Genomic DNA, 25,574 nt, shown 5'->3' on the forward strand with positions numbered 1-25,574 from the left:
AGCTGATAGAAACAGAAGCCACTGGAGCACCTCAAAAACACCATCATACACTAAATCAGTAAGTTGGCAGCATCACCGATAAGCCAGAACCTGTGAAACAGGCGCTCGATAAATTAATTCCTTTTTACAAAACACATTTGTAATAACCTTGCAGGGAGATTCATTATCTCCCTGAGATTTATCCTTTATTGACTACACAACAATAATGAAATTACTCAAAAAGAATTCTATTAAAGGAAAAAAGCATCAAAAAGTAGCAACTCAACTTATTAAGATTATACGCATTAAAATCAGATAAACATTTGAGGTATTGTTATGACAAATAAACACCCATCATTGTTTTCTCCTTTTATGCTGACAGAAAAAATAAAGCTACGTAATCGTATCGTTATGGCCCCTATGACGACCTGGTCAGCGAATCCTGATGGAACCATCTCTGAGCAAGAACTCGAATTTTATAAACGCCGCTCACAAAATGTTGGTTTAGTAATAACAGGATGTACCTATGTCACGCCAAGCGGCATTGGGTTTACTCATGAATTTGCCGCATATGACGACCGTTTCATTAACAGCCTTGAAAAGTTAGCAGCGGCAGCCCAAAGTGGGGGTGCTCCGGCTATTTTGCAGATTTTCCACGCCGGTAATAAAGCCATCCCGGAGCTTGTACCAAATAACGATGTTATTAGTGCCAGCGCATCAAGCGTAAAATCTGGTGACTTTATGAAGAGAGTGGTACAAAGCAGGGAAATGACTGAAAACGAAATTCAGGAAACCATTAGAGCATTCGGAGATGTCACAAAAAGGGCGATTAAAGCAGGTTTTGATGGCATTGAACTTCATGGTGCGCACGGATTCCTTCTACAGAATTTCTTCTCCCCTCTATTTAACCAGCGTAATGACCGATGGGGAGGAGATCTCGAAGGACGTATGCGCTTCCCGCTGGCCGTATTACAGGAAGTAAAAAATGTAGTCTATGAATATGCGACAAAGCCCTTTGCCATCGGTTACAGAATATCTCCTGAAGAATCTGCAACAGGGGGGCTGCGGATAGAGGATACTTATAAACTCCTTGATCGGCTCATTTCATCCGGTATTTCGTATATACATACCTCGCTGGTCAGTATTAACGATAGCTACCCTGTTGAGTCGCCAAATGGCCCCCGAACTATTGAATTGATTTTAAATCATATTGCAGGCAGAGTGCCGGTAATCGCTGCAGGTAAAATACGCACACCGTCTCAGGCTCAAGAAGCAATTTCCACTGGCCTGCCACTTGTTGCGATCGGTAAAGGGCTGGTGATAAATCCAGAATGGGTGACTTTAGCTGAATCAGGTAGAGGCCATGAAATTCAAACAACCCTTAATCCACAACTTGTTCCTGAATTAACCATTCCGGATAAACTATGGGATCAAATTCAGACATCGAAAGGAACTGGCTGGTTTCCGTTAATGGATTAAATATCTATTACTCTCCCGAGAGTAAAACTATCAAACCAATGAGTAACCGATACAGCCTCGCAAATTCTTTCAGATAATTAACCCGTCACTGCGGCACGTTCTCTCATAAGGCGTGCCTGCTGTGTAATCCAGTATGTATCCGGCATACTTGACGGTTTAATAGAACTCAATTCCTTTCCCAGGTTACCAACAACGATATCTTGTATAACACCCCAGGAGATACGACATTATGATGAGATGAGGTATGCTCCTCAGCGCCAATCAACGCCAGGGCTGGGCCAGTTTTGAGATCAGACTCATTCCCGGACTGACTTCAGGCGACATATATCAATGACTTTGGGGCAATAAAAGATAGCCGATGTAATACATCCATTCAAATTTGTGATACATGTCAAAAAATTGGTTGACCAAACTCGTTATTTATATAAGGGCACTTACGAAGTGCACTCTTTTTTAAAGCGAGGAAGTACCAATGAAAGAGAATAAAGTACAGCAAATCAGTCATAAACTGATTAATATCGTTGTTTTGGTAGCAATTGTAGAATACGCCTATTTATTCCTCCATTTCTATTAATAACGGCAATAAACTGTTCATTTCAGCAATATTCAAAAGATGCATCCTCTCCCTTTTTTTTAAGTAATTATTATATCCGTGGGAGAGGAATACACGCTGTCAGGTAATCAATCAAACTGCGATAAATCATCGGCCAGTAAAGTGGAGATAGCCTCCATTCTCGAAAAATTCATACTCTCAGCGAAACCATCATCAATCACTCATCCAGGCGTTTATGGGAGCGTCGCCAATGGCTGCTAACAATGCCAGACTTCCCCGTTGCCGAAATTCCACATACCACAAATGGTCACAGGGATTGGGTGTTGAAATGATCCGGATGAGCATGTATCTTTACGGTTATGTTATAACATAACAGGTAAAAATGATGAAACCCAATATCCATCCTGAGTATCGTACTGTGGTGTTCCATGACACCAGTGTTGATGAGTACTTTAAAATCGGCTCGACTATCAAAACAGACCGTGAGATTGAGCTGGATGGCGTAACGTATCCGTACGTGACAATTGATGTCTCTTCGAAATCGCACCCGTTCTATACAGGGAAGCTGAGAACAGTGGCATCAGAAGGAAATGTTGCACGGTTCACCCAACGTTTTGGTCGTTTTGTTAGCACGAAAAAGGGGGCGTGATGAAAGTCCTTAACTCTCTGCGTACCGCAAAAGAACGCCATCCAGACTGTCAGATTGTGAAGCGAAAAGGACGGCTGTATGTGATTTGTAAATCTAATCCACGTTTTAAGGCCGTTCAGGGGCGTAAGAAAAAGCGTTGATTCATAATTCGCCGGATTAACGATATTTGTCTGATTAATAATCAGACCGGATTAATGTTGGTGTATTGATTACACCAACATTAATTTTCCTGGAAATATATTCTTTAAGTTCATTTAAAGCCAACTGCCTGACGTTTCTCTCCGAATATTCCATTATATTAATGTTGATTTGTTGACCAACTTCGCCCCTGTATGCTGGTATCAACTCTCTTTTAGACTGAACAAGCCACTCCGCCTCCTCCCTTTGCGGAGCAGCCTGCATTTACACTCAAACTGTTAAGATGATAAATGTGGTAAATCTGTTGGTACTAACATAAAAACGTTTACGCCACAGGAACAGCCTGATCCACCGGTAACCCCATCGCCGACGTTTGAGTGCCAGTTAGAGTAACGCGCACAGATGACTGCACGCAGTGCCCTGTCAAAGAGGCCATCGTTCCTGTGACAGCTGGCAGCCTTCGTTTAACTTCACTTAATTTGGCTCTTGGGGGGCTTACCGAACAGATGACGTAGTCACACCTATTCAATTTTTCACCACTTATTGGAGTAAACACCCATAACCATTTTGTGCGGCATGTTAATCCATTAAAACACCTTATTGATTGTCAAATCTTCTTTAATGATGGTCAATAATAGTTTTATGTTCTATTTATTATCATTAAAACTTGTTTTTTTACTAGTCGAGCACAAAACGCATTAAGACTATTCCTAACACCTCAGGGCAAAGTTCCTGGCTAATATAAAATGCAAGTAAGAATTGAACGTTATATTGCCAATAACCTTATGAAACTGAATGTCTTTTTCTTCTTATCAAAAAAGCAATATTTTCATTTTTAGTAAATATTGACTTAACCATGGAATTCCTTTTCTGTTCACATATTGACACTCATCAGGAAAAAAACATAAATTTAAGCCCAATCGAAAATAATTAAAGCTTAATCTCGTTTAACCTATATTGATATGTACTACGTATCTTATTTACTTCCGATTTACTAACAACACTGAATGTACCTGTAAAAATTACAGGTTTGGAAAGTAGTGACATGGCAAAATGATTACAGCAGGGACTATGAGGTTAAAAACCATATGGAATATCAAAACCGTTCTGATAAATACATCTGGTCTCCCCATGACGCCTACTTCTATAAAGGACTCTCTGAACTGATTGTGGATATCGACAGATTAATTTATCTATCGCTGGAGAAAATTAGAAAAGATTTCGTGTTTATCAATCTCAATACGGATTCTTTAACTGAGTTTATAAACCGTGATAACGAATGGTTATCCGCGGTAAAGGGGAAACAGGTCGTATTGATTGCGGCCAGAAAGTCAGAAGCCTTAGCAAATTATTGGTATTACAACAGCAATATTAGGGGCGTGGTATACGCTGGGCTGAGTCGTGATATTAGAAACGAATTGGCCTATGTGATTAATGGCAGGTTTCTCAAAAAAGATATTAAGAAAGATAAAATCACGGACCGGGAAATGGAAATTATCCGCATGACGGCCCAGGGAATGCTGCCTAAATCGATTGCCAGAATTGAAAATTGTAGTGTGAAGACAGTGTATACCCATCGGCGTAATGCTGAGGCCAAGCTGTACTCAAAAATATATAAGTTGGTTCCGTAAACTCCAGGCAAGTTAGTTTTAAAAAATGACTCACAGGGACATCATGTCCTCAATTTAACTCGGGAAGAAAAGCAATGAAAAAAAAGGTTCTGGCAATAGCTCTGGTAACGGTGTTTACCGGCATGGGTGTGGCTCAGGCTGCTGACGTAACAGCTCAGGCTGTAGCGACCTGGTCGGCAACAGCCAAAAAAGACACAACCAGTAAGCTGGTTGTGACGCCGCTCGGTAGTCTGGCGTTCCAGTATGCCGAAGGCATTAAAGGTTTTAACTCACAGAAAGGTCTATTTGACGTGGCTATTGAGGGTGACTCAACGGCTACCGCCTTTAAACTGACCTCACGTCTTATCACCAACACCTTAACCCAGTTGGATACCTCAGGTTCCACACTGAATGTGGGCGTGGATTATAACGGCGCGGCAGTCGAAAAAACTGGCGATACCGTGATGATCGATACCGCCAACGGCGTACTGGGCGGCAACCTTAGCCCGCTGGCTAACGGCTACAATGCCAGCAATCGTACCACCGCACAGGATGGTTTCACCTTCTCCATCATCAGCGGTACCACCAATGGTACCACCGCAGTAACCGATTACAGCACTCTACCGGAAGGCATCTGGAGCGGCGACGTTAGCGTACAGTTCGACGCTACCTGGACCAGTTGATCTCTTTGATGTACCAGCAGGGGTAGCCCCCCTGCTTTATTCCTGGACGGAATTGTTATGAAAAAGCACCTTCTGCCTCTCGCTCTGCTGTTTGCCGGAATATCTCCGGCCCAGGCGCTGGATGTCGGCGATATATCATCGTTTATGAACAGTGACAGCAGCACGCTGAGCAAAACAATCAAAAACAGTACCGACAGTGGTCGCCTCATCAATATCCGTCTCGAACGGCTCTCTTCACCGCTTGACGACGGGCAGGTTATCGCAATGGACAAGCCGGATGAGTTGCTACTCACTCCCGCCAGCTTGCTGTTACCCGCCCAAGCCAGCGAAGTGATCCGCTTCTTCTATAAGGGACCAGTAGATGAGAAAGAGCGCTATTACCGCATTGTCTGGTTCGATCAGGCCCTCAGTGATGCGCAGCGCGATAATGCCAACCGCAGCGCTGTAGCCACTGCTTCCGCCCGCATCGGCACCATTCTGGTCGTCGCCCCCCGCCAGGCGAACTACCACTTTCAGTACGCCAACGGCTCCCTGACAAATACAGGAAATGCGACGCTGCGGATCCTCGCCTACGGCCCCTGCCTGAAAGCCGCCAATGGTAAGGAGTGTAAAGAGAACTACTACCTGATGCCGGGCAAGTCGCGTCGTTTTACCCGCGTGGACACTGCGGATAACAAAGGACGGGTTGCACTTTGGCAGGGTGATAAGTTCATTCCCGTGAAATAGATAGCTGTGCAGATGGATAACGACAATGCCTTTACGACGGTTCTCCCCAGGACTGAAAGCCCAGTTTGCCTTCGGCATGGTCTTTTTGTTCGTTCAGCCCGATGCCAGCGCTGCTGACATAAGCGCGCAGCAAATAGGTGGGGTGATTATTCCGCAGGCCTTCAGTCAGGCGCTTCAGGACGGCATGAGCGTCCCGCTCTATATTCATCTTGCCGGTAGCCAGGGTCGCCAGGACGATCAGCGAATCGGCAGCGCTTTTATCTGGTTGGATGATGGACAGTTACGCATCCGGAAAATACAGCTGGAAGAGAGTGAAGATAACGCCAGTGTCAGCGAACAAACTCGACAGCAACTGATGACTCTGGCCAACGCCCCGTTCAATGAGGCCCTTACCATCCCCCTGACTGACAACGCGCAGTTGGATCTCAGCTTGCGCCAACTGCTGCTGCAGCTGGTGGTCAAGCGCGAAGCACTGGGCACCGTACTACGCTCACGTAGCGAAGACATCGGGCAGTCCAGTGTTAACACCCTCAGCAGTAACCTGAGCTATAACTTCGGCATCTATAACAACCAGTTGCGTAACGGCGGGAACAATACATCCAGCTATCTGTCGCTAAATAACGTGACAGCACTGCGCGAACATCATGTGGTGCTCGACGGCTCGCTGTATGGGATCGGTAGCGGTCAACAGGACAGTGAATTATATAAAGCGATGTATGAACGCGATTTTGCTGGTCACCGATTTGCCGGTGGAATGCTCGACACCTGGAACTTGCAGTCCTTAGGGCCGATGACCGCCATTTCAGCAGGGAAGATTTACGGCCTTTCCTGGGGAAACCAGGCCAGCTCCACCATCTTCGACAGCAGCCAGTCGGCCACGCCAGTGATCGCCTTTTTACCTGCAGCGGGCGAAGTACATCTCACCCGTGATGGGCGGTTACTGAGCGTTCAGAACTTCACCATGGGCAATCATGAAGTGGATACCCGGGGTCTACCGTACGGTATTTACGATGTGGAAGTTGAGGTCATCGTTAACGGTCGCGTGATTAGCAAACGCACCCAGCGGGTCAATAAGCTGTTTAGCCGGGGGCGCGGCGTCGGTGCACCACTGGCGTGGCAGATATGGGGCGGTAGCTTTCATATGGATCGCTGGTCGGAAAACGGGAAAAAGACGCGACCAGCTAAAGATAGCTGGCTAGCAGGTGCCTCGAGCTCCGGCTCACTGAGTACGCTTAGCTGGGCGGCAACGGGATATGGGTACGATAATCAGGCAGTGGGTGAAACCCGTCTGACGCTGCCGCTTGGGGGAGCAATCAACGTTAACCTGCAAAACATGCTGGCCAGTGACAGCTCATGGAGCAATATCGGCAGCATCAGCGCCACACTACCGGGAGGCTTTAGTTCGCTATGGGTTAATCAGGAAAAAACCCGCATTGGCAATCAATTGCGACGTAGCGATGCCGACAACCGTGCAATCGGCGGCACACTCAACCTGAACTCACTGTGGTCGAAGCTGGGCACATTCAGCATCAGCTACAATGATGACCGCCGTTACAACAGCCATTATTACACGGCAGATTACTATCAAAATGTCTACAGCGGTACCTTTGGTTCGCTTGGCCTGCGAGCCGGTATTCAGCGCTATAACAACGGCGACAGCAGCGCCAATACAGGGAAATATATCGCTCTCGATCTCTCGCTACCACTGGGCAACTGGTTTAGCGCAGGGATGACTCATCAAAACGGCTACACCATGGCAAACCTGTCAGCACGCAAGCAGTTTGATGAAGGGACCATTCGCACTGTTGGTGCCAATCTGTCACGAGCCATCTCCGGCGATACCGGTGATGACAAAACCCTCAGCGGTGGGGCGTATGCACAGTTCGACGCTCGCTACGCCAGCGGAACGCTGAACGTCAATAGCGCGGCGGACGGCTACGTCAATACCAACTTAACTGCCAATGGCAGCGTTGGCTGGCAGGGTAAAAACATTGCAGCCAGCGGGCGGACTGATGGCAACGCCGGGGTGATATTCAATACCGGGCTGGAGGACGACGGTCAGATCAGCGCCAAAATCAACGGACGGATTTTCCCGCTTAACGGCAAGCGCAACTACCTCCCGCTCTCTCCGTATGGGAGATATGAGGTGGAGTTGCAGAACAGCAAAAACTCACTCGACAGCTACGATATCGTCAGCGGCCGCAAAAGCCATCTGACCCTCTATCCAGGCAATGTCGCCGTCATTGAGCCAGAGGTGAAGCAGATGGTTACCGTCTCCGGTCGTATCCGTGCAGAAGACGGCACACTGCTGGCTAACGCACGGATTAACAACCATATCGGCCGAACCCGAACCGATGAAAACGGCGAGTTTGTCATGGACGTGGATAAGAAATACCCCACTATCGATTTTCGCTACAGTGGCAATAAAACCTGCGAAGTGGCACTGGAACTCAACCAGGCGCGCGGTGCCGTCTGGGTCGGTGATGTGGTCTGCAGCGGCCTCTCATCGTGGGCGACGGTGACGCAGACAGGAGAAGAGAATGAGAGTTAACCTACTGATAGCGATGATAATCTTTGCGCTATTCTGGCCAGCAACCGCGCTCAGAGCTGCAGTGAGCAAAACAACCTGGGCGGATGCACCGGCACGCGAGTTTGTGTTTGTCGAAAACAACTCAGACGACAACTTTTTCGTCACGCCTGGCGGGGCGCTGGATCCGCGCCTGACCGGTGCCAACCGCTGGACCGGTTTAAAATACACTGGCTCAGGAACCATCTATCAACAAAGCCTCGGCTACATTGATAACGGTTACAACACCGGACTTTATACCAACTGGAAGTTTGATATGTGGCTGGATAATTCGCCGGTTTCATCTCCTTTAACTGGCTTGCGCTGCATCAACTGGTACGCAGGGTGTAATATGACCACCAGTCTTATCCTGCCGCAAACCACCGACGCCAGTGGATTTTATGGCGCGACGGTGACCAGCGGCGGCTCGAAGTGGATGCACGGCATGTTGTCAGACGCGTTTTACCAGTATCTGCAACAAATGCCCGTTGGCAGCAGCTTTACGATGACCATCAATGCCTGCCAAACCTCAGTGAACTATGACGCCAGCAGCGGCGCGCGCTGTAAGGATCAGGCCTCCGGCAACTGGTATGTTCGCAACGTCACCCATACGAAAGCAGCAAATTTGCGGTTGATAAATACCCACTCGCTGGCGGAGGTATTTATCAACAGCGACGGAGTACCGACTCTGGGGGAAGGGAACGCCGACTGCCGGACGCAAACCATCGGCAGCCGTTCAGGATTAAGTTGTAAGATGGTTAACTATACCCTGCAAACAAACGGGCTCAGCAACACCTCAATCCATATATTCCCGGCGATCGCCAACTCGTCGTTAGCCTCGGCCGTCGGGGCGTACGATATGCAGTTCAGTCTGAATGGCAGTTCATGGAAACCGGTGAGCAATACCGCTTATTACTACACCTTCAACGAGATGAAGAGCGCAGACTCGATCTATGTTTTCTTCTCGAGCAACTTCTTTAAGCAGATGGTGAACCTGGGGATCAGCGATATCAACACCAAAGATCTATTCAACTTTCGCTTTCAGAACACCACATCACCGGAGTCTGGCTGGTATGAATTTTCTACCTCCAACACGCTGATTATCAAACCCCGTGATTTCAGCATCAGTATTATCTCCGATGAATATACTCAGACACCGTCGCGAGAGGGATATGTCGGCAGCGGCGAACCGGCACTCGATTTCGGCTATATCGTAACCACCAGCGGTAAAACAGCTGCCGACGAAGTGCTGATCAAGGTGACCGGACCCGCGCAGGTGATTGGCGGACGCTCCTATTGTGTCTTCAGCTCCGATGACGGTAAGGCGAAAGTACCATTCCCGGCGATGCTTTCCTTTATTACCCGCAACGGAGCTACAAAAACCTACGATGCCGGGTGCGATGATAGCTGGCGGGATATGACCGATGCGCTGTGGCTAACCACACCGTGGACTGATATCTCTGGCGAAGTGGGGCAGATGGATAAGACCACTGTCAAATTTTCAATTCCAATGGATAACGCCATTTCGCTGCGTACGGTAGATGATAACGGCTGGTTTGGCGAAGTCAGCGCTTCAGGAGAGATTCATGTTCAGGCGACGTGGCGTAACATTAACTAAGGCGCTGCTGACAGTGGTCTGTATGCTGGCGGCACCTTTGACACAGGCGATTTCGGTCGGCAATCTGACATTTTCGCTGCCGTCCGAGACTGACTTTGTCAGCAAACGTGTAGTGAATAACAACAAAAGCGCACGGATATACCGTATTGCCATCAGTGCCATCGATAGCCCAGGCAGCAGTGAATTGCGCACTCGACCGGTGGATGGTGAACTGCTTTTCGCTCCCCGCCAGCTGGCGTTGCAGGCTGGTGAGAGTGAGTATTTTAAATTTTACTATCATGGCCCCCAGGATAACCGCGAGCGCTACTACCGGGTCTCATTCCGCGAGGTCCCCACTCGCAACCAGACAAGACGTAGCCCAACCGGCGGCGAGGTCAGCACAGAGCCGGTGGTGGTGATGGATACCATTCTGGTAGTACGACCTCGTCAGGTTCAGTTTAAATGGTCCTTCGACCAGGTGACAGGAACGGTAAGTAACACCGGCAACACGTGGTTTAAGCTACTGATTAAACCAGGATGTGATTCGACCGAAGAGGAAGGCGACGCCTGGTATCTACGTCCGGGAGACGTAGTTCATCAGCCTGAGTTACGTCAGCCGGGGAATCATTATCTGGTCTATAACGACAAATTCATTAAGATTAGCGATTCCTGTCCTGCTAAGCCCCCTTCGGCGGACTAAGACTTATCCATCGGACGAGGGAAGAATTCCACCTCAGAGACTCAAATAATCGTTTAAATGATGTGGAAGCGATCGTCAATGTCACCTGTAATGATGGGCTTTCTCATATGTACACCATAGTGTTCAGGAGACACGGAAAAGTGCCAGGCAGCCTGCTAACGAGTGGTTTCTTCACGAATTAGTACGTAAAATCGGTAACGGCTGGAAATCATTCAATACTCACACTATCGAAAGTTCCCCAGCCAACCGCGGTACGTTCTTACATACGATGTACCGCTGTTCTCTTTACGATTTATAGCTGTACTGGTGAATTATGAGCAATCTGAATCCATGCATGACGTGTGGTGCCTGTTGTGCATTTTTCCGCGTCTCTTTTTACTGGGCCGAAGCCGACGATGCTGGCGGTACCATTCCCGCCAGGCTCACTGAACAAATATCCCCTTTTCACCGATGCATGAGCGGTACCAATCAGAAAAACCCCCGATGTATTGCCCTTGCAGGAACACCGGGCAAAAATGCCTGCTGCACGATATATAAAAATCGATCGTCCACGTGCAGAGAATTCGCCATGTCTGGTGAGAACGGAGAAGTCAATGAGGCTTGCAATCGTGCAAGAGCTAAATACGGGCTGACACCGTTATAAATATGCAATAATTAATTGCACTGCCCCGCCAGCTATAATCGCGGGGCTTCGTTTTTCAGGGATAACAAAACCCGAAACTTCTTCCATCTGCCAGCAACAATGCCTCTTCCTCTATAGGGTTCTCCGGATCTACAGCATCCTGAAGTAGCGCGATGTACTCACTGGCTATCTGCATCAGAAAGTTAAAAACAATGTTTTTAACCTATAAAAATGGCGCTGTATTTGCGCCATTTTTATCATTCAATGCATTATCTGTTTGAGCCTAAAGGGATCTCAGGGTCTGGCTCATGGGTAATTCTGTTTCGTAAATCTCTGCGAATAATTTCAATAGACCAGAACCAGACTAAATGTCCAAAAATTTCAGAGACATTCTCATACCACGGAAGATCAAAGAGAGGTGGCGTAAGTCCCATGAGAGGGAATGAAATCATATGAACAAAAAGTTGGGCTAAAGCACCTGCCAGTAAGCCCTGCCAAAGTTTAATTTTTGGAAATACTTCAGCGACCACACAATAACCGACAGCAAACACTATCGAAAAGATAATGTGCGTAACACCAACCCAGTTAAAGACATGCCCGGCAAAGGTATAAACAGCCGCATTGGGATCTGTCAGCCCCAGCCAGTCTCGAAGAAAAATATACGGAGGATTGAGAAAATTACGGGAGCAATCAATTTGCCCAGCAGCCCTGATTAATGATTCCGGGCCACACGCTGCATTAAACATATCCACCGGGCTACGTGGCGGCAATGGAACTTCAGCCCCCCACTTCACAAATGCGGAAACAACGCCAGCAATCAGCCCAATGAATGCAGCAAGACCATAACGTCTGCGGTTCGGTGGAGTTTGTTCAAATATATTCATATCTACCCTGCTTGTACCATTATGCTATACACCTCTTCAGGAGTATTCATAAAACAAGACAAATGTAAAGAACTGTATTGTTTTGTATAATGCAATGGTGACTAATCGCCAATTAATATAAGCACCATCATTTCTCCCTATTTTTATGTTAGAAGTGACAACGATTTGCAGGGTGATGCAGAGCTGACAATCACAGGTTTCCTTATCGGTTTTTGCATCGCACAACTAAAGCAATAAACTAGCTCCCGTCATCGGCGAATATGAATTAATTAGCCGGGCTCATAGCTGCATTCGCGTTTTAAGAATAATCCTCCTGCTCTCACCGACTATGCTTAACGTTTAAAAAAGCATCAACACTCTCGCAACGCACTCTTATTTTCCCCTTTAGAATACCGGAGGCCTGGTATGAGCAACCAAGGCGAATACCCCGAAGATAATCGGGTTGGGAAGCACGAGCCGCACGATTTTAGTTTGACCCGCCGCGATCTGATTAAAGTGAGCGCCGCAACGGCGGCGACCGCCGTGGTTTATCCTCATTCTACGCTTGCGGCAAGCGTTCCGGCAGCTACACCCGCGCCAGAGATAATGCCCCTGACACTTAAGGTGAACGGCAAAACCGAGCAGCTTGAGGTGGATACCCGAACCACGCTACTGGACGCTTTGCGTGAAAATCTGCATCTGATCGGTACCAAGAAAGGTTGCGATCACGGACAGTGCGGAGCCTGTACCGTACTGGTCAATGGTCGCAGGCTTAATGCCTGCCTGACGCTGGCAGTCATGCATCAGGGGGCCGAGATCACCACCATTGAAGGCCTGGGTTCACCAGAGAATCTTCACCCCATGCAGGCGGCCTTTATCAAGCATGATGGCTTCCAGTGCGGCTACTGCACCTCCGGGCAAATTTGCTCATCAGTAGCGGTGCTAAAAGAGATTCAGGACGGCATTCCCAGTCACGTCACGGTCGATTTGGTTTCCCCTCCAGAAAGAACTGCCGATGAGATCCGTGAACGTATGAGCGGCAACATCTGTCGCTGTGGTGCATACGCTAACATCCTTGCCGCCATTGAAGACGCTGCGGGGGAGATAAAATCATGAAGGCGTTTACCTATGAACGTGTGAACACCCCTGCCGAGGCGGCACTTAGCGCTCAGCGCGTACCCGGCGCAAAATTTATCGCTGGCGGGACCAATCTGCTGGACCTGATGAAGCTGGAAATTGAAACGCCAACCCACCTTATCGATGTGAACGGGCTCGGGCTCGATAAGATTGAAGTGACCGACGCGGGTGGGCTGCGCATCGGCGCACTGGTACGGAACACCGACCTGGCGGCTCACGAGCGCGTGCGTCGTGATTACGCGGTACTCTCCCGCGCTCTGCTCGCTGGCGCGTCTGGCCAGTTACGTAATCAGGCAACCACCGCAGGTAATCTGCTCCAGCGCACGCGCTGCCCCTATTTTTACGACACCAATCAGCCCTGCAATAAGCGCCTGCCCGGGAGCGGCTGCGCGGCACTTGAAGGCTTTAGCCGTCAGCACGCGGTGGTAGGCGTAAGCGAAGCCTGCATTGCCACCCATCCGAGCGATATGGCGGTCGCAATGCGGTTGCTGGATGCGGTGGTGGAAACCATCACGCCGGAGGGAAAAACTCGCAGTATCACACTGGCTGATTTTTATCACCCACCGGGGAAAACGCCGCACATTGAAACCGCCCTGCTTCCCGGTGAGCTTATCGTTGCGGTGACGTTACCTCCGCCGCTCGGCGGAAAACATATCTACCGCAAGGTGCGCGATCGCGCCTCCTACGCCTTTGCCCTGGTATCGGTCGCGGCGATTATTCAGCCTGACGGCAGCGGGCGGGTCGCGCTGGGCGGAGTAGCACATAAGCCCTGGCGCATTGAGGCTGCGGATACTCAGCTATCCCAGGGGGCGCAGGCCGTGTATGACGCGCTGTTCGCCAGCGCCCATCCCACCGCTGAAAATACCTTTAAACTCCTGTTGGCGAAGCGAACGCTTGCCTCCGTACTGGCTGAAGCGAGGGCACAGGCATGAAATTTGATAAACCCGCAGGGGAAAACCCGATCGATCAGCTGAAGGTTGTCGGTCGTCCCCATGACCGCATCGACGGACCGCTGAAAACTACCGGCACGGCACGCTACGCCTACGAATGGCATGAAGAAGCCCCCAACGCCGCCTATGGCTATATCGTCGGTTCCGCCATTGCCAAAGGACGCCTCACCGCCCTTGATACGGACGCCGCGCAAAAAGCGCCGGGCGTACTGGCTGTCATTACCGCCAGTAACGCTGGGGCACTCGGCAAAGGCGACAAAAACACCGCCAGGCTGTTAGGCGGCCCCACTATTGAGCACTATCATCAGGCCATTGCGCTGGTAGTGGCCGAGACCTTCGAACAGGCGCGAGCGGCGGCCTCGCTGGTGCAGGCGCACTATCGCCGTAATAAAGGAGCTTACTCCCTGGCGGACGAGAAACAGGCCGTCAGTCAGCCGCCGGAAGACACGCCCGATAAAAACGTTGGTGACTTTGACGGGGCTTTCACCTCCGCTGCGGTGAAAATTGATGCTACATACACGACCCCGGACCAGAGCCATATGGCGATGGAGCCGCATGCCTCGATGGCCGTCTGGGATGGAAATAAGCTTACCCTCTGGACCTCAAATCAGATGATTGACTGGTGCCGCACCGATCTGGCAAAAACGCTGAAAGTGCCCGTGGAGAATGTGCGTATTATCTCCCCGTATATCGGCGGAGGGTTTGGCGGCAAGCTATTCCTGAGAAGCGATGCGCTGCTGGCGGCCCTCGCCGCCCGTGCGGTGAAACGTCCGGTTAAAGTGATGCTCCCCCGCCCCACTATTCCCAATAACACCACGCACCGCCCCGCCACCCTTCAGCACCTGCGTATCGGTGCCGACCAGAGCGGGAAAATCACCGCTATCTCACATGAAAGCTGGTCCGGAAACCTGCCCGGCGGCACGCCGGAAACGGCGGTACAGCAAAGCGAATTACTCTACGCAGGGGCAAACCGTCATACCGGCCTGCGGCTCGCCGCGCTTGATTTGCCGGAAGGGAACGCCATGCGTGCGCCCGGCGAAGCCCCCGGTCTGATGGCGCTCGAAATCGCGATCGACGAACTGGCGGAAAAAGCGGGCATCGATCCCGTCGAGTTTCGCATCCTGAATGACACTCAGGTTGACCCCGCCGACCCGACGCGCCGCTTCTCTCGCCGTCAGCTTATCGAGTGCTTGCGCACCGGAGCGGATAAATTTGGCTGGAAGCAGCGCAACGCCACACCCGGACAGGTGCGCGACGGGGAGTGGCTAGTCGGCCACGGTGTTGCTGCGGGCTTTCGCAATAATCTGTTGGAAAAATCGGGTGCTCGGGTTCACCTCGAACAAAATGGCACCGTTACCGTAGAAACGGACATGACCGACATTGGCACCGGCAGCTACACCATTCTGGCCCAGACGGCAGCGGAAATGCTTGGCGTACCGCTGGAGCAGGTTGCGGTTCACCTCGGCGATTCCAGTTTCCCGGTTTCTGCGGGTTCTGGTGGACAATGGGGCGCGAATACCTCCACCTCCGGCGTTTACGCCGCCTGTGTGAAACTTCGCGAAATGATTGCCTCGGCGGTCGGGTTTGATCCTGAGCAGTCGCAGTTTGCCGACGGCAAGATTACCAACGGTACCCGAAGCGCCACGCTACATGAGGCCACCGCAGGCGGCAGACTGACAGCGGAAGAGAGCATTGAGTTCGGCACTCTCAGCAAGGAGTACCAGCAATCGACCTTTGCCGGGCATTTTGCGGAGGTCGGCGTGCATAGCGCGACGGGAGAAGTTCGGGTCCGGCGTATGCTCGCCGTGTGCGCAGCGGGGCGCATTCTGAATCCGAAAACTGCACGCAGCCAGGTCATTGGCGCGATGACTATGGGCATGGGCGCGGCACTGATGGAGGAGCTGGCGGTAGATGACCGTTTGGGCTACTTCGTTAATCACGATATGGCGGGGTATGAGGTGCCGGTTCATGCGGATATCCCAAAACAGGAGGTGATTTTCCTGGATGATACCGACCCCATCTCCTCCCCGATGAAGGCCAAAGGTGTCGGTGAGCTGGGCCTGTGCGGCGTGAGCGCGGCTATCGCCAACGCGGTGTATAACGCCACCGGTATTCGGGTACGGGATTATCCCATCACTCTGGATAAGCTGCTCGATAAACTGCCGGATGTGGTTTAAGGAGGAACAATGTCATACTCGCTTTTTGACAAAGACGAGCACTGGCATAAGCCAGAGCAGGCGTTTCTCACCGATGACCACCGGACCATTCTGCGCTTCGCCGTAGAGGCGCTAATGTCCGGTAAAGGAGCGGTGCTGGTGACGCTGGTGGAGATACGCGGCGGCGCGGCGCGCCCGCTCGGAGCACAGATGGTGGTGCGCGAAGATGGTCGTTACTGCGGTTTTGTCTCTGGCGGCTGCGTGGAGGCCGCTGCCGCTTTTGAAGCGCTGGAGGTGATGGGCTCAGGCTGCGATCGCGAAATTCGCTATGGCGAAGGTTCGCCGTGGTTTGACATCGTTCTGCCCTGCGGCGGTGGGATCACGCTGACGCTCCATAAACTACGCTCGGCACAGCCTCTGCTCGCCGTGCTGAACCGCCTGGAACAGAGAAAACCGGCGGGTCTGCGCTACGATCCGCAAGCTCAATCGCTGGTGTGCCTGCCCACGCAAACCCGAACGGGCTGGAATCTCAATGGCTTTGAGGTGGGGTTCAGGCCATGCGTCAGGCTGATGATTTACGGACGTTCTCTTGAGGCGCAGGCAACCGCGAGTCTTGCAGCAGCCACAGGCTATGACAGCCATATCTTCGATATTTTTCCGGCCTCAGCCAGCGCTCAGATCGATACCGATACGGCGGTCATTTTGCTGTGCCATGATCTCAACCGGGAGCTGCCAGTGTTGCAGGCCGCGCGAGAGGCAAAACCCTTTTATCTCGGCGCATTGGGCAGCTATCGAACCCACACGTTACGTCTGCAAAAGCTCCACGAGCTAGGATGGTCCAGGGAGGAGACAGCGCAAATCCGGGCACCCATCGGGATATTCCCCAAAGCCCGGGATGCGCATACTCTGGCACTCTCCGTGCTGGCAGAAGTCGCTTCTGTACGTCTCCATCAGGAGGAGGATTCATGCCTGCCCCCGTCGTCGTGATCCTTGCGGCCGGGCGTGGAGAGCGCTTTCTCGCCTCCGGGGGAAATACCATAAATTAAGAGAAAAATCTGCAGTAGCCGTTTTAGAAAATCACCTAAATCGTTTAAAAGAGCGCCCAACCCATAGTGGGCGCTCATCGCCTTGTGTAACTTATTCAGCAACGCGCGCCCTCGCCGGACTAAAGCGCACCGGCCTTCTGGCGTGCGGTAACAAAGGTCAGTACGCCAGCGCAAAGGAGCAGCACGCTACTCATAGCAAACGTGCTCTGCCAGCCAAGGCGGTCAAACACAATGCCTCCTGCCGTTGATCCAAGGGCGATGGCGAGCTGAATCACCGCGACCATGAGCCCGCCTCCGGCTTCGGCGTTGTCAGGCAACGTACGCGCAATCCATGTCCACCATCCGGTTGGCGCGGCGGTGGCCAGCATGCCCCAGAGTCCTAACAGCAGCGAGACCGTCCAGACGTGATGCCCGATAAGCATCAGACCGATAGCAATGACGGCCATAAGTCCGGGTATGGCCATCAGCGTGGGGTAGAATTTTCTGTTGAGAAATGCCGAAACAACCAGCGTGCCAATAAAACCGGCCACGCCGATAATCAGCAAAATCAACGACAAGCCTAAGGAATCAACCAGTGTCACCGACTCCAGAAACGGGCGCACATAGGTGAATAGCGCAAACTGCCCCATGAAAAACAGGCCACAAGCTATCATGCCGACCACAACCATGCGGCGGCTAAATAAGCGGAATACCGTGCCAAATGACGTGTGGCTTTTATTCGCATCCATACTGGGCAGGCTGATGCACTGCCAGATAAAGGCGACCACCGCGATGGGCACCAGGCACAAGAAAGCGCCTCGCCATCCGACCGTGGCACCCAGATAGCTTCCCAGCGGCGCGGCCACGACCGTCGCCAGCGCATTACCGGCATTGAAAATCGCCAGCGCACGCGTGACCTGTTGCTGCGGCACCAGACGAATCGCCGTTGCCGCAGACATCGACCAGAATCCGCCAATCGCCACACCAATCATCGCGCGACCGATCATATACATCAGATAACTGGAAGCCAGCGCAATAATAAGCCCCGATACGGCCATCAGAACCGTCATCCCCAGCAGCAGGAACTTACGATTCATCTTTCCAGCTAGCGTTGAAAGCGTCAGGCTGGTCAGAACCGCCAGCGCGCCGGAGATAGCAATCCCCTGCCCAGCCAACCCCTCCGTCACGCCTAAATCGCGGGTAATCGGCGTGAGCAGGCTGACGGGCATAAATTCAGAAGCAATCAGCACAAACACGCACAGGGTCATGGCAAAAATACCGCCCCAGTATGCGTGCTGATGATGAGGTGATGGTGTTTGGCTTAGTGTCGACATAGTGAAATTTCACAAAGATCAGGATAAAAGCCACCGGCCATAGACCGGTGGCTTTGCATCAATTCAGGAGAGGTTTTATTTCAGTTTGGTCTGGAAAAATTGTTCGAACTTCGCGAAAGGTATTTTTCCGGCCACGTTATCGTACAGGTCCACGTGATTTGCCCCTGGTACCACCACCAGCTCTTTGTCTTTACTGCCAACCGCCTTGTAAGCATCTTCAGCAAAATAGCGTGAATGCGCTTTCTCACCGGTCACAATCAGCGTCGGAATGGTGATTTCACTGGCGTAACTCAACAGCGGCATATTCATAAATGACAGCGGCATCGTTGCCGTCCACGCCCCGGTAGAGTTAACGGAACGTTCGTGGAAGCCGCGCGGCATGCGATAGTAGTCAAAGAACTCTTTCAGTACCGAATGAGGATTTGCCGGCAGCGTTTCTGGCAGAATGCGCTCGCCCGCACTGACCTTGCCGTTGCTATCGACATTAATATCATGACCACCGTGAGCGAACGTTCCGCTCTGCGCATCCTTCCAGCGCTGTTCATTCAGATATTGCAGAACAGCACGACGGTCGGCGGTAGAATAACGGTCTTTGCCATCCCCCACACCATGGCCCATCGCCCGGCTCATGTCATACATCACGCTGGTAGCTACCGCTTTAACGCGGGTATCCATCGCCGCGTCGTTCAGCGCCATGCCGCCCCAGCCACAAATACCGAGCAGCCCGATACGGTTGCGATCTACCTCTTTTTGCAGCCCTAAGAAATCCACCGCCGCGCTGAAATCTTCAGTGTTGATATCCGGTGAGGCGACGTTTCGCGGATAGCCGCCGCTTTCCCCGGTGTAAGAAGGATCGAACGCCAGGGTAACAAACCCTCGTTCCGCCAGCGTCTGCGCATACAGGCCGCTGGATTGCTCTTTCACCGCGCCAAATGGCCCACTGACCGCAATCGCCGCCAGCTTGCGATCGCCACGGTCTTTAGGCAGGTAAAGATCGCCCACTAAGGTGATGCCATATCGGTTCGGGAACGAGACTTTACGGTGATCGACTTTCTGGCTCTCGGCGAACGTTTTATCCCATTTATCTGTCATGGACACAGGGGCATTAGGATTGGTTGAATCAGCATAACTCATTGTCGTGACTCCACTTAATGATGCGAAAAGCAGCATGGTCGGCATCGCGATTTTTAGCGTTCGGGTGAAGGCTTTCATAAAAATCCCCATAAAAAACAACAGAGAGATACAGGTTTCCGACGGACAACACTGCGGTGCTTTACTTTGATGGGGTCATTATAGTGAGCAGAATTAGTGCTGATTAGGGGGCGATTAATGCTAAGATTAATACCATATTGTTATAAATTAATGCGGAGATTGCCGGCATGAAGGGGGGATGTTTCAATGGCGAAAAGGGAGAACTACAACGAGCTGTACCTGTTTATGCAGGTGGTGCGAGAAGGCAGCTTTACCGCAGCAGCTCAGCGGCTGGGTCTTGCTCAGTCAGGAGTCAGCCGTTCTGTTCGCGAGCTTGAAGAAAGGCTCGGCGTCCAGCTGCTGGTGCGCACCACGCGTAAACTGTCGCTGACGCAAGCAGGCGAGCAGCTCTACCAGAAGACGGCATCTGGATTTGAAATGTTAGATCTTGGGCTTGCCACACTGGCGCACTATCGAGAGACGCCCTCCGGCACGGTGCGTATCAATGCCAGCCAGCACGCGATTGATAAATGCCTGCTGCCAAAGCTGGCGGTATTTAAACAGCGATATCCTGATATCCGGCTTGAACTGATAAATGAGAGCCGGTTCGTCGATATCATCGAGGAAAGATTCGATGCTGGTGTCCGCCTGGGGCCTGAAGTCGGCCAGGGTATGGTCGCGGTACGCATCACGCCCGATATGGAGATGGCAATTGTGGGGACTCCGGAACATTTTCGTCGCTATGGTTTTCCGCAAACCCCGGCGGATTTAAAGGCGCATCCCTGTATCGCCTATCAGTTTGCCGACGGCAGCGTATACCAGTGGGAACTCAATCAGGATGATAAAAAAATTACCCACCGGCCTGAAGGGCAATGGGCCCTATCCGACAGCTATATGGAAGCAGAAGCCGCCCGACTGGGCCTCGGATTAGCCTATGTCCCTGTTGAATTGGTCGCCGATGATTTAGAACACGGTAAGCTTATCAGGGTATTACAGCGTTACAGCCTGCGAATGGAAGGATTATTTCTCTATTATCCCCATCGCAACGTCTCCCCCGCCCTGCGTATGGTCATTGATACATTGAAAATATGAACGTTAACAACGACCGACTCTTCACTGTGCAATATTGTGTCAGGTAGTCATTCTGCGTTCAATTCCAGGGGCCGCTTTGAGCGAGAAGCGGAAGTACGAAACTTGTTCTCACCACCGATGAAGCATTACAAACAATGCAGTTAGTTTATCAACGGGCAGGATCAGGGCGTACTCTCAAGCGGTTTAAGATTGATAACCTCAGGTACATTCATCTTGCCACGTTTCATATAGCGTATTTGCGACAGAGTTCATGTGAAGAAACACCGACTACGAGGATGATATTCATGTTGTATTGTTCGGGAAATCACTTCTTCATATGGAACCCTCATCACACTTACAAAACCATTATTAACATAGCTTAAGTGTTAATCAAAATTGAGCCATTCACATTACATTAGGTAAGGCATCTTACTAAAAATATTGTAATGTTTTGTTTTTAAAGATAAAGATTTCAGGTTGAAAACCAAAAATTTTTAGTTAAAAATATTTATGGTGTATGTAAAAAATGATAAGGTAGTGATAAGACATAAGTTTGTAAAACACATGTTAAATTTCAATGCTGATGAAAAAGCTTAGCGTTAATCAAAACAGGAGCAAGAAGATTGAAAGTTATTAGCTTAATCAATATGAAAGGTGGCGTTGGTAAGTCAACATTGGCTACCAATATTGCTAATCATCTTTCAGATAAACTTGGGTAAAAAATATTATTAATAGATATCGACCCACAATTTAACGCAACGCAATGTGTAATGGATACAAGCAAATATGTTGCACATATGAAAAGCGGAGGCGATAGCATATGTGATATTTTTTATAGTTCAAAAATTCGACTATCTACAATGACTGGTCCTTTAGTTAACACACCTAAAGAATTAGCCGATATAACACCAATTCAATTAAATAATAATTTTCACATTGTTCCCGGAAGCCTTGGGCTATATAAAATTGAAATGAAACCAGGAGAAGGGATAGAAAACAAGCTTAGACGCTTTCTTAAAATCCATGAAAATGACTATGATTATGTCATAATTGATACCCCACCAACCCCATCAGTTTGGATGTCCAGCGCATTAATTGCATCTGATTATTACCTCATTCCAGCCAAACCCGATCCTCTTTCGATCACTGGTATCGATCTATTAGATAGCATTATAAATGAGAAGAGAGAAAATTTCGATCTTAAGATTGAATGTGCGGGCATAGTTTTTAATATGGTTGAAGGTAATAGTAATTTATATGAGGAAAGTCTTCGTTACTTCAATAATCAAAAACGTTGGCGTAATAAGATCTTTAAATCATATTTGAGCAAACGTACTGAGTTGGCAAGAAATCAAACAAGAGGCTTATTTATTAACAATTTAACGGATGAGGATATGAAGTTTTCGCTGTCTAAAATTACTGACGAACTTCTCTCTAGAGTAGGTGACTTATGATTGACAAAAAAAATAACTCAAAAGAAATTAAGCAACTGTTAAACTTTTTAGAGGAGTTTTCCTTTATTTCAAAAAAATTATCAAGAATCAACTTTATTGAATTACTTCAAGATAGTTATACTGATAATTTAGAAGTTAACGAAAGAAATTCAAAGTCTAAAAAAAATGATATTAAAGGTTTCCTTGTTGGGTATCTTCCGAGGATTTTATTAGACAAAGATCTCTTCCAAAAAAATAAAGATATAGATGATTTTGCACGCATGTTAGGTATCGAAATCAGCAGGCCTGAAAAAAGATCTAGAGAGGAAATGATCGGCATAATCGTGTGTGACGTTCACGAGAAAAACTCATCCGATTTAGGTAAGGCTTATAATATTATCAATTCAATGTCAAATAACCCTCTAGTTTTGAGTAGAATAAAAGAGAGGAAGAACCTTTCTAGCGCTCAAAATGAGATATATGACTGGAATGAAGTTATAAAAGATATATTCAATAAGGACTAACAATGTCGAGAGAAGTAAACAGCGATTTCACTGAGTTAGTTACTTATTTCTCTGAATATAAATTAAAAAATGTTTTCGAGAATATTAACTCAAGAGGGAAAATAAGCATGATACATAAGAGATATTATTCTTTTATGTGCCTTGTTTACTGTTTGTATCATTTCTCCAAGGAGAAAATAGACGCCAACTCATTGGAGCGATTGCAAGAAGCTTCATCTGACCTTGGTACAGCTATGTTTATGGTTATAAATGGTGCATACAAACCAGCAAATCTAATGATGCGAAGTTATATTGAAAATTCTTTAAAATCAATCGGTTGCTTACTAGATCCTTCAATACTTGAAGAAAAATCATTGTTTAAGGTAATTGAACAAACTGGGGAACATCCTGTCTTCAAAAAAAATCCTCTACTACATGAAACTTTAAAAGCTGAATACTCTTCGTTATGCAGTCACGTACATACAGCTACTGTAAAAGAAATGGCTCACATAAAAGCTTTAAATGTTTTTCCCGAAATAGACTTGGTTAAAATAGATAATATTTCGAAGGTGATTGATAAGGTGGTTAAGACTATGATATCAACTATCATAAGAATTTTTCCTGATGTTTTCTTTTCCTTTGCACCTGAGTATCGAGAAAAAATCCTCCTTAGCTTAACCTCTGCACAACGAGCCTCACTTCATTCCTTAAGTGATTAACTAACAAGTATGACATAAAAACTATCCTATTGTGATAGTTTTTATGTTCATTAAGATGACTATATCAGGAATTATTGCCGAATTTTAATTTTCATATTGATTTTACTATCTCTCACCAACTCTTGTAAGTATCCTTCCGCCACAAGCGGACCATGTGCATTTAAATATCTGACCTAACGTGCCGTAACGCCGCAATGTCCGCTTCTGGCACTAAGCAGGCTGTCAGACGAAAGTGTAACGTTTCAAAAGTAAGCGTAAATGCAAATCAGTACAAAAAAAATTACTGTGGTTGAACTCCTCCCACACGGAGGAGTTCAGCTTTAGAGTTCATACTACCTACGAATAAAGGACCAATTTAAGGCTCGTATCATAAGACCATGATTACATTATATTTTCCAATGTTATCAATATAATCCGCATACCACTGCATCATCTCCCTACGTCCTTCCAAATACAACGCATGGTTATACGTCCCACGAATCGCATTCTTATCAACGTGAGCCAGCTGGGTTTCAATCCACGCTGTATTGAACCCTTCCTCATGCAAAATCGTACTCATCGTGTGACGGAAACCGTGCCCCGTTACCTTCCCCGTATATCCAATCCGCTTGAACACCTGATTTATACTCGCTTCACTCATCGTTTTGCGGGGATCATTCCTCCCAGGAAACACCAACGGATATTGCCCAGACATTACTTTGAGGTGCTGTACGATTTCCAGCGCTTGGGTAGAGAGGGGTACAAGATGAGGCCGTTTCATCTTCATACGCTCTTCAGGTATTTCCCACACCGCTTTCTCAAGATCAAACTCACTCCAGAAAGCACCTCGAAGCTCGCCGGTGCGAACTCCCGTAAGGATCAACAGCCGAGCGGCAAGAACAACTAGCGGGCTTCCTGTATAGTTGGATAGGGCTTTAAAGAAGTCCGGTAACTCATCAACAGTAAGGAAGGGATAATGCTTCGATTCATGGCCTGACATCGCGCTGGTTAGATCCGCAGCAGGATTGTATTCCGCACGACCAGTCACTATGGCGTAACGAAAGACTTTGCTGCAGCGCTGGCGAACCTTTTTAGCCTTCTCTGTCGCGCCACGGCTTTCCATTCGACGTAGCACATTAAGCAGAACCAGCGGTTTGATTTCATTCACCGGCAGTTGACCGATATAGGGGAAAATATCTTTATTAAAGGCCTCCAGAATGTCAGAAGCATACCCTTCTGACCACCGGCTCACCTTCGTACCGTGCCACTCAAGCGCCACAGACTGGAACGTATTATTGAGTTGCACATCGCGAACCAGCTTTTCTTCTTTCTTGGCGAAAGACGGATCGATGCCCTCGGCCAGCTTTTTCTTGGCTTCATCGCGTAGTGCCCTCGCTTGTACAAGGGACACTGCTGGATAGACACCAAAAGCCATACGCTTCTCTTTTCCATAGAAGCGATACTTCATCCGCCAGTATCTGGAACCAGGGGGAACAACCTCAAGATACAAACCAGCACCATCCGCCAGCTTATAGGCTTTCTCTCTCTGGGTTTAGCAGCGTCTACCTGTCGTGCATTAAGCTTCATTGGGGCATCTCCCTGGACCGAACATAGAATACCCCCACTAATGCCCCCAACTGCAACTTGATTTCGGTTGAGTCCAGTTGATAACAGGAGACAAGATACGAGCCAGAAACCACAGTGTACGGGCTTTTAGTTGATTTCGGTAGACTTGGGAAGAGTTTGAAATGGTGCCGATAATAGGAGTCGAACCTACGACCTTCGCATTACGAATGCGCTGCTCTACCAACTGAGCTATATCGGCCCTGAAAGGACATGTTCACGAACGTGAATTACGGTGGACAAGGTTAAAACTAACCGGGCGATGCGTCAATGGCCTTGTGAATCAAA

22 protein-coding genes, 1 tRNA gene and 3 pseudogenes are annotated in these 25,574 nt (G+C 49.1%); 20 read left to right on the forward strand and 6 right to left on the reverse strand.

The window, feature by feature from the left end; translation table 11 throughout:
- Positions 1-77: 77 nt before the first annotated feature.
- The 5 genes and pseudogenes from BEB42_RS26810 to ykgO form a co-directional block, all read left to right on the forward strand.
- Positions 78-143 (forward strand): annotated as a pseudogene (locus BEB42_RS26810) (hypothetical protein); the annotation flags it as partial.
- 172 nt (positions 144-315) lie between these two features.
- A complete protein-coding gene (locus BEB42_RS20380) occupies positions 316-1,458 on the forward strand; it encodes an NADH-dependent flavin oxidoreductase (RefSeq protein ID WP_000182348.1) in 1,143 nt (380 codons plus the stop codon).
- A 472-nt stretch (positions 1,459-1,930) separates the two neighbouring features.
- Positions 1,931-2,032, forward strand: coding sequence for a small membrane protein YkgR (gene ykgR / locus BEB42_RS20385; protein ID WP_032183332.1), 102 nt, complete (start codon positions 1,931-1,933; stop codon positions 2,030-2,032).
- A 364-nt stretch (positions 2,033-2,396) separates the two neighbouring features.
- Positions 2,397-2,660 (forward strand): type B 50S ribosomal protein L31, encoded by a 264-nt coding sequence (locus tag BEB42_RS20395; protein ID WP_000803998.1) that lies wholly within the window; start codon positions 2,397-2,399, stop codon positions 2,658-2,660.
- A complete protein-coding gene (gene ykgO, locus BEB42_RS20400; RefSeq protein ID WP_000866436.1) occupies positions 2,660-2,800 on the forward strand; it encodes a type B 50S ribosomal protein L36 in 141 nt (46 codons plus the stop codon). The genes BEB42_RS20395 and ykgO overlap by 1 nt, the downstream gene beginning before the upstream one ends.
- 34 nt (positions 2,801-2,834) lie before the next feature.
- Here ykgO and ykgL read toward each other — a convergent pair whose 3' ends face one another.
- Entirely contained in the window at positions 2,835-3,062 is a 228-nt protein-coding gene (gene ykgL, locus BEB42_RS20405) for a protein YkgL (protein ID WP_105267512.1), read from the reverse strand.
- Between the two features lie 824 nt (positions 3,063-3,886).
- Here ykgL and ecpR point away from each other — a divergent pair.
- The 7 genes from ecpR (at position 3,887) to BEB42_RS20445 (ending at position 11,323) form a co-directional block, all read left to right on the forward strand.
- The gene (ecpR, locus tag BEB42_RS20415; RefSeq protein ID WP_024166199.1) at positions 3,887-4,429 is read left to right on the forward strand and encodes an ECP biosynthesis operon DNA-binding transcriptional regulator EcpR; all 543 of its coding nucleotides are present in this window, start codon (positions 3,887-3,889) and stop codon (positions 4,427-4,429) included.
- A 74-nt stretch (positions 4,430-4,503) separates the two neighbouring features.
- The gene (gene ecpA, locus BEB42_RS20420) at positions 4,504-5,091 is read left to right on the forward strand and encodes a common pilus major fimbrillin subunit EcpA (RefSeq protein ID WP_000730972.1); all 588 of its coding nucleotides are present in this window, start codon (positions 4,504-4,506) and stop codon (positions 5,089-5,091) included.
- Positions 5,092-5,148: 57 nt separating this feature from the next.
- On the forward strand, positions 5,149-5,817 hold the full coding sequence (ecpB, locus tag BEB42_RS20425) for a fimbrial chaperone EcpB (RefSeq protein ID WP_105267513.1): 669 nt from the start codon (positions 5,149-5,151) through the stop codon (positions 5,815-5,817).
- A gap of 25 nt (positions 5,818-5,842) precedes the next feature.
- The gene (gene ecpC, locus BEB42_RS20430) at positions 5,843-8,368 is read left to right on the forward strand and encodes a fimbrial usher EcpC (protein ID WP_105267514.1); all 2,526 of its coding nucleotides are present in this window, start codon (positions 5,843-5,845) and stop codon (positions 8,366-8,368) included.
- On the forward strand, positions 8,358-10,001 hold the full coding sequence (ecpD, locus tag BEB42_RS20435) for a fimbrial adhesin EcpD (protein ID WP_105267515.1): 1,644 nt from the start codon (positions 8,358-8,360) through the stop codon (positions 9,999-10,001). Before ecpC ends, ecpD begins: the two co-directional genes overlap by 11 nt.
- Positions 9,970-10,680: a fimbrial chaperone EcpE gene (gene ecpE / locus BEB42_RS20440; RefSeq protein WP_001361803.1), complete on the forward strand. Its 711-nt coding sequence runs from the start codon at positions 9,970-9,972 to the stop codon at positions 10,678-10,680. The genes ecpD and ecpE overlap by 32 nt, the downstream gene beginning before the upstream one ends.
- A 313-nt stretch (positions 10,681-10,993) precedes the next feature.
- Positions 10,994-11,323, forward strand: coding sequence for a YkgJ family cysteine cluster protein (locus BEB42_RS20445; RefSeq protein ID WP_001307600.1), 330 nt, complete (start codon positions 10,994-10,996; stop codon positions 11,321-11,323).
- Positions 11,324-11,571: 248 nt separating this feature from the next.
- Here BEB42_RS20445 and BEB42_RS20455 read toward each other — a convergent pair whose 3' ends face one another.
- The gene (locus BEB42_RS20455; RefSeq protein ID WP_001019920.1) at positions 11,572-12,186 is read right to left on the reverse strand and encodes a YagU family protein; all 615 of its coding nucleotides are present in this window, start codon (positions 12,184-12,186) and stop codon (positions 11,572-11,574) included.
- 405 nt (positions 12,187-12,591) lie between these two features.
- Between BEB42_RS20455 and paoA the strand changes: the two genes are divergently transcribed.
- The 4 genes from paoA to paoD are packed head-to-tail and all read left to right on the forward strand — an operon-like array spanning position 12,592 to position 17,395.
- Positions 12,592-13,281: an aldehyde dehydrogenase iron-sulfur subunit PaoA gene (gene paoA, locus BEB42_RS20465; RefSeq protein ID WP_000070682.1), complete on the forward strand. Its 690-nt coding sequence runs from the start codon at positions 12,592-12,594 to the stop codon at positions 13,279-13,281.
- The gene (gene paoB / locus BEB42_RS20470) at positions 13,278-14,234 is read left to right on the forward strand and encodes an aldehyde oxidoreductase FAD-binding subunit PaoB (protein ID WP_105267516.1); all 957 of its coding nucleotides are present in this window, start codon (positions 13,278-13,280) and stop codon (positions 14,232-14,234) included. Before paoA ends, paoB begins: the two co-directional genes overlap by 4 nt.
- Positions 14,231-16,429 (forward strand): aldehyde oxidoreductase molybdenum-binding subunit PaoC, encoded by a 2,199-nt coding sequence (paoC, locus tag BEB42_RS20475; protein WP_105267517.1) that lies wholly within the window; start codon positions 14,231-14,233, stop codon positions 16,427-16,429. Before paoB ends, paoC begins: the two co-directional genes overlap by 4 nt.
- A 9-nt stretch (positions 16,430-16,438) precedes the next feature.
- Positions 16,439-17,395 carry a molybdenum cofactor insertion chaperone PaoD gene (gene paoD, locus BEB42_RS20480; RefSeq protein WP_032302490.1) on the forward strand — a complete coding sequence of 319 codons (957 nt, stop codon included), beginning with the start codon at positions 16,439-16,441 and terminating at the stop codon, positions 17,393-17,395.
- A gap of 178 nt (positions 17,396-17,573) precedes the next feature.
- Here the strand turns inward: paoD and BEB42_RS20485 are convergent, their stop codons facing one another.
- A complete protein-coding gene (locus BEB42_RS20485; protein WP_123058316.1) occupies positions 17,574-18,701 on the reverse strand; it encodes an MFS transporter in 1,128 nt (375 codons plus the stop codon).
- 141 nt (positions 18,702-18,842) lie between these two features.
- Entirely contained in the window at positions 18,843-19,901 is a 1,059-nt protein-coding gene (locus tag BEB42_RS20490; RefSeq protein ID WP_123058317.1) for an alpha/beta hydrolase, read from the reverse strand.
- Positions 19,902-20,165: 264 nt separating this feature from the next.
- On the opposite strand from BEB42_RS20490, the gene BEB42_RS20495 reads away from it, so the two are divergent.
- The 4 genes and pseudogenes from BEB42_RS20495 (at position 20,166) to BEB42_RS20510 (ending at position 23,684) form a co-directional block, all read left to right on the forward strand.
- Positions 20,166-21,050, forward strand: coding sequence for a LysR family transcriptional regulator (locus tag BEB42_RS20495; RefSeq protein ID WP_001119037.1), 885 nt, complete (start codon positions 20,166-20,168; stop codon positions 21,048-21,050).
- 602 nt (positions 21,051-21,652) lie between these two features.
- Positions 21,653-22,483: pseudogene (locus tag BEB42_RS20500) on the forward strand (ParA family protein).
- Positions 22,480-22,986 carry a hypothetical protein gene (locus tag BEB42_RS20505; protein WP_105267520.1) on the forward strand — a complete coding sequence of 169 codons (507 nt, stop codon included), beginning with the start codon at positions 22,480-22,482 and terminating at the stop codon, positions 22,984-22,986. Before BEB42_RS20500 ends, BEB42_RS20505 begins: the two are co-directional and overlap by 4 nt.
- Before the next feature lie 2 nt (positions 22,987-22,988).
- Complete coding sequence (locus BEB42_RS20510) at positions 22,989-23,684, forward strand: hypothetical protein (protein WP_032190252.1); 696 nt, start codon at positions 22,989-22,991, stop codon at positions 23,682-23,684.
- A gap of 367 nt (positions 23,685-24,051) precedes the next feature.
- Here the strand turns inward: BEB42_RS20510 and BEB42_RS20515 are convergent.
- Both BEB42_RS20515 and BEB42_RS20520 read right to left on the reverse strand, forming a co-directional pair.
- Positions 24,052-25,250, reverse strand: a pseudogene (locus BEB42_RS20515) (tyrosine-type recombinase/integrase).
- Between the two features lie 162 nt (positions 25,251-25,412).
- Positions 25,413-25,488, reverse strand: a tRNA-Thr gene (locus BEB42_RS20520).
- Positions 25,489-25,574: the final 86 nt, after the last annotated feature.

The sequence above is a fragment of the Escherichia sp. MOD1-EC5990 genome, from assembly GCF_002965285.1.
Taxonomy (GTDB): domain Bacteria; phylum Pseudomonadota; class Gammaproteobacteria; order Enterobacterales; family Enterobacteriaceae; genus Escherichia; species Escherichia coli_F.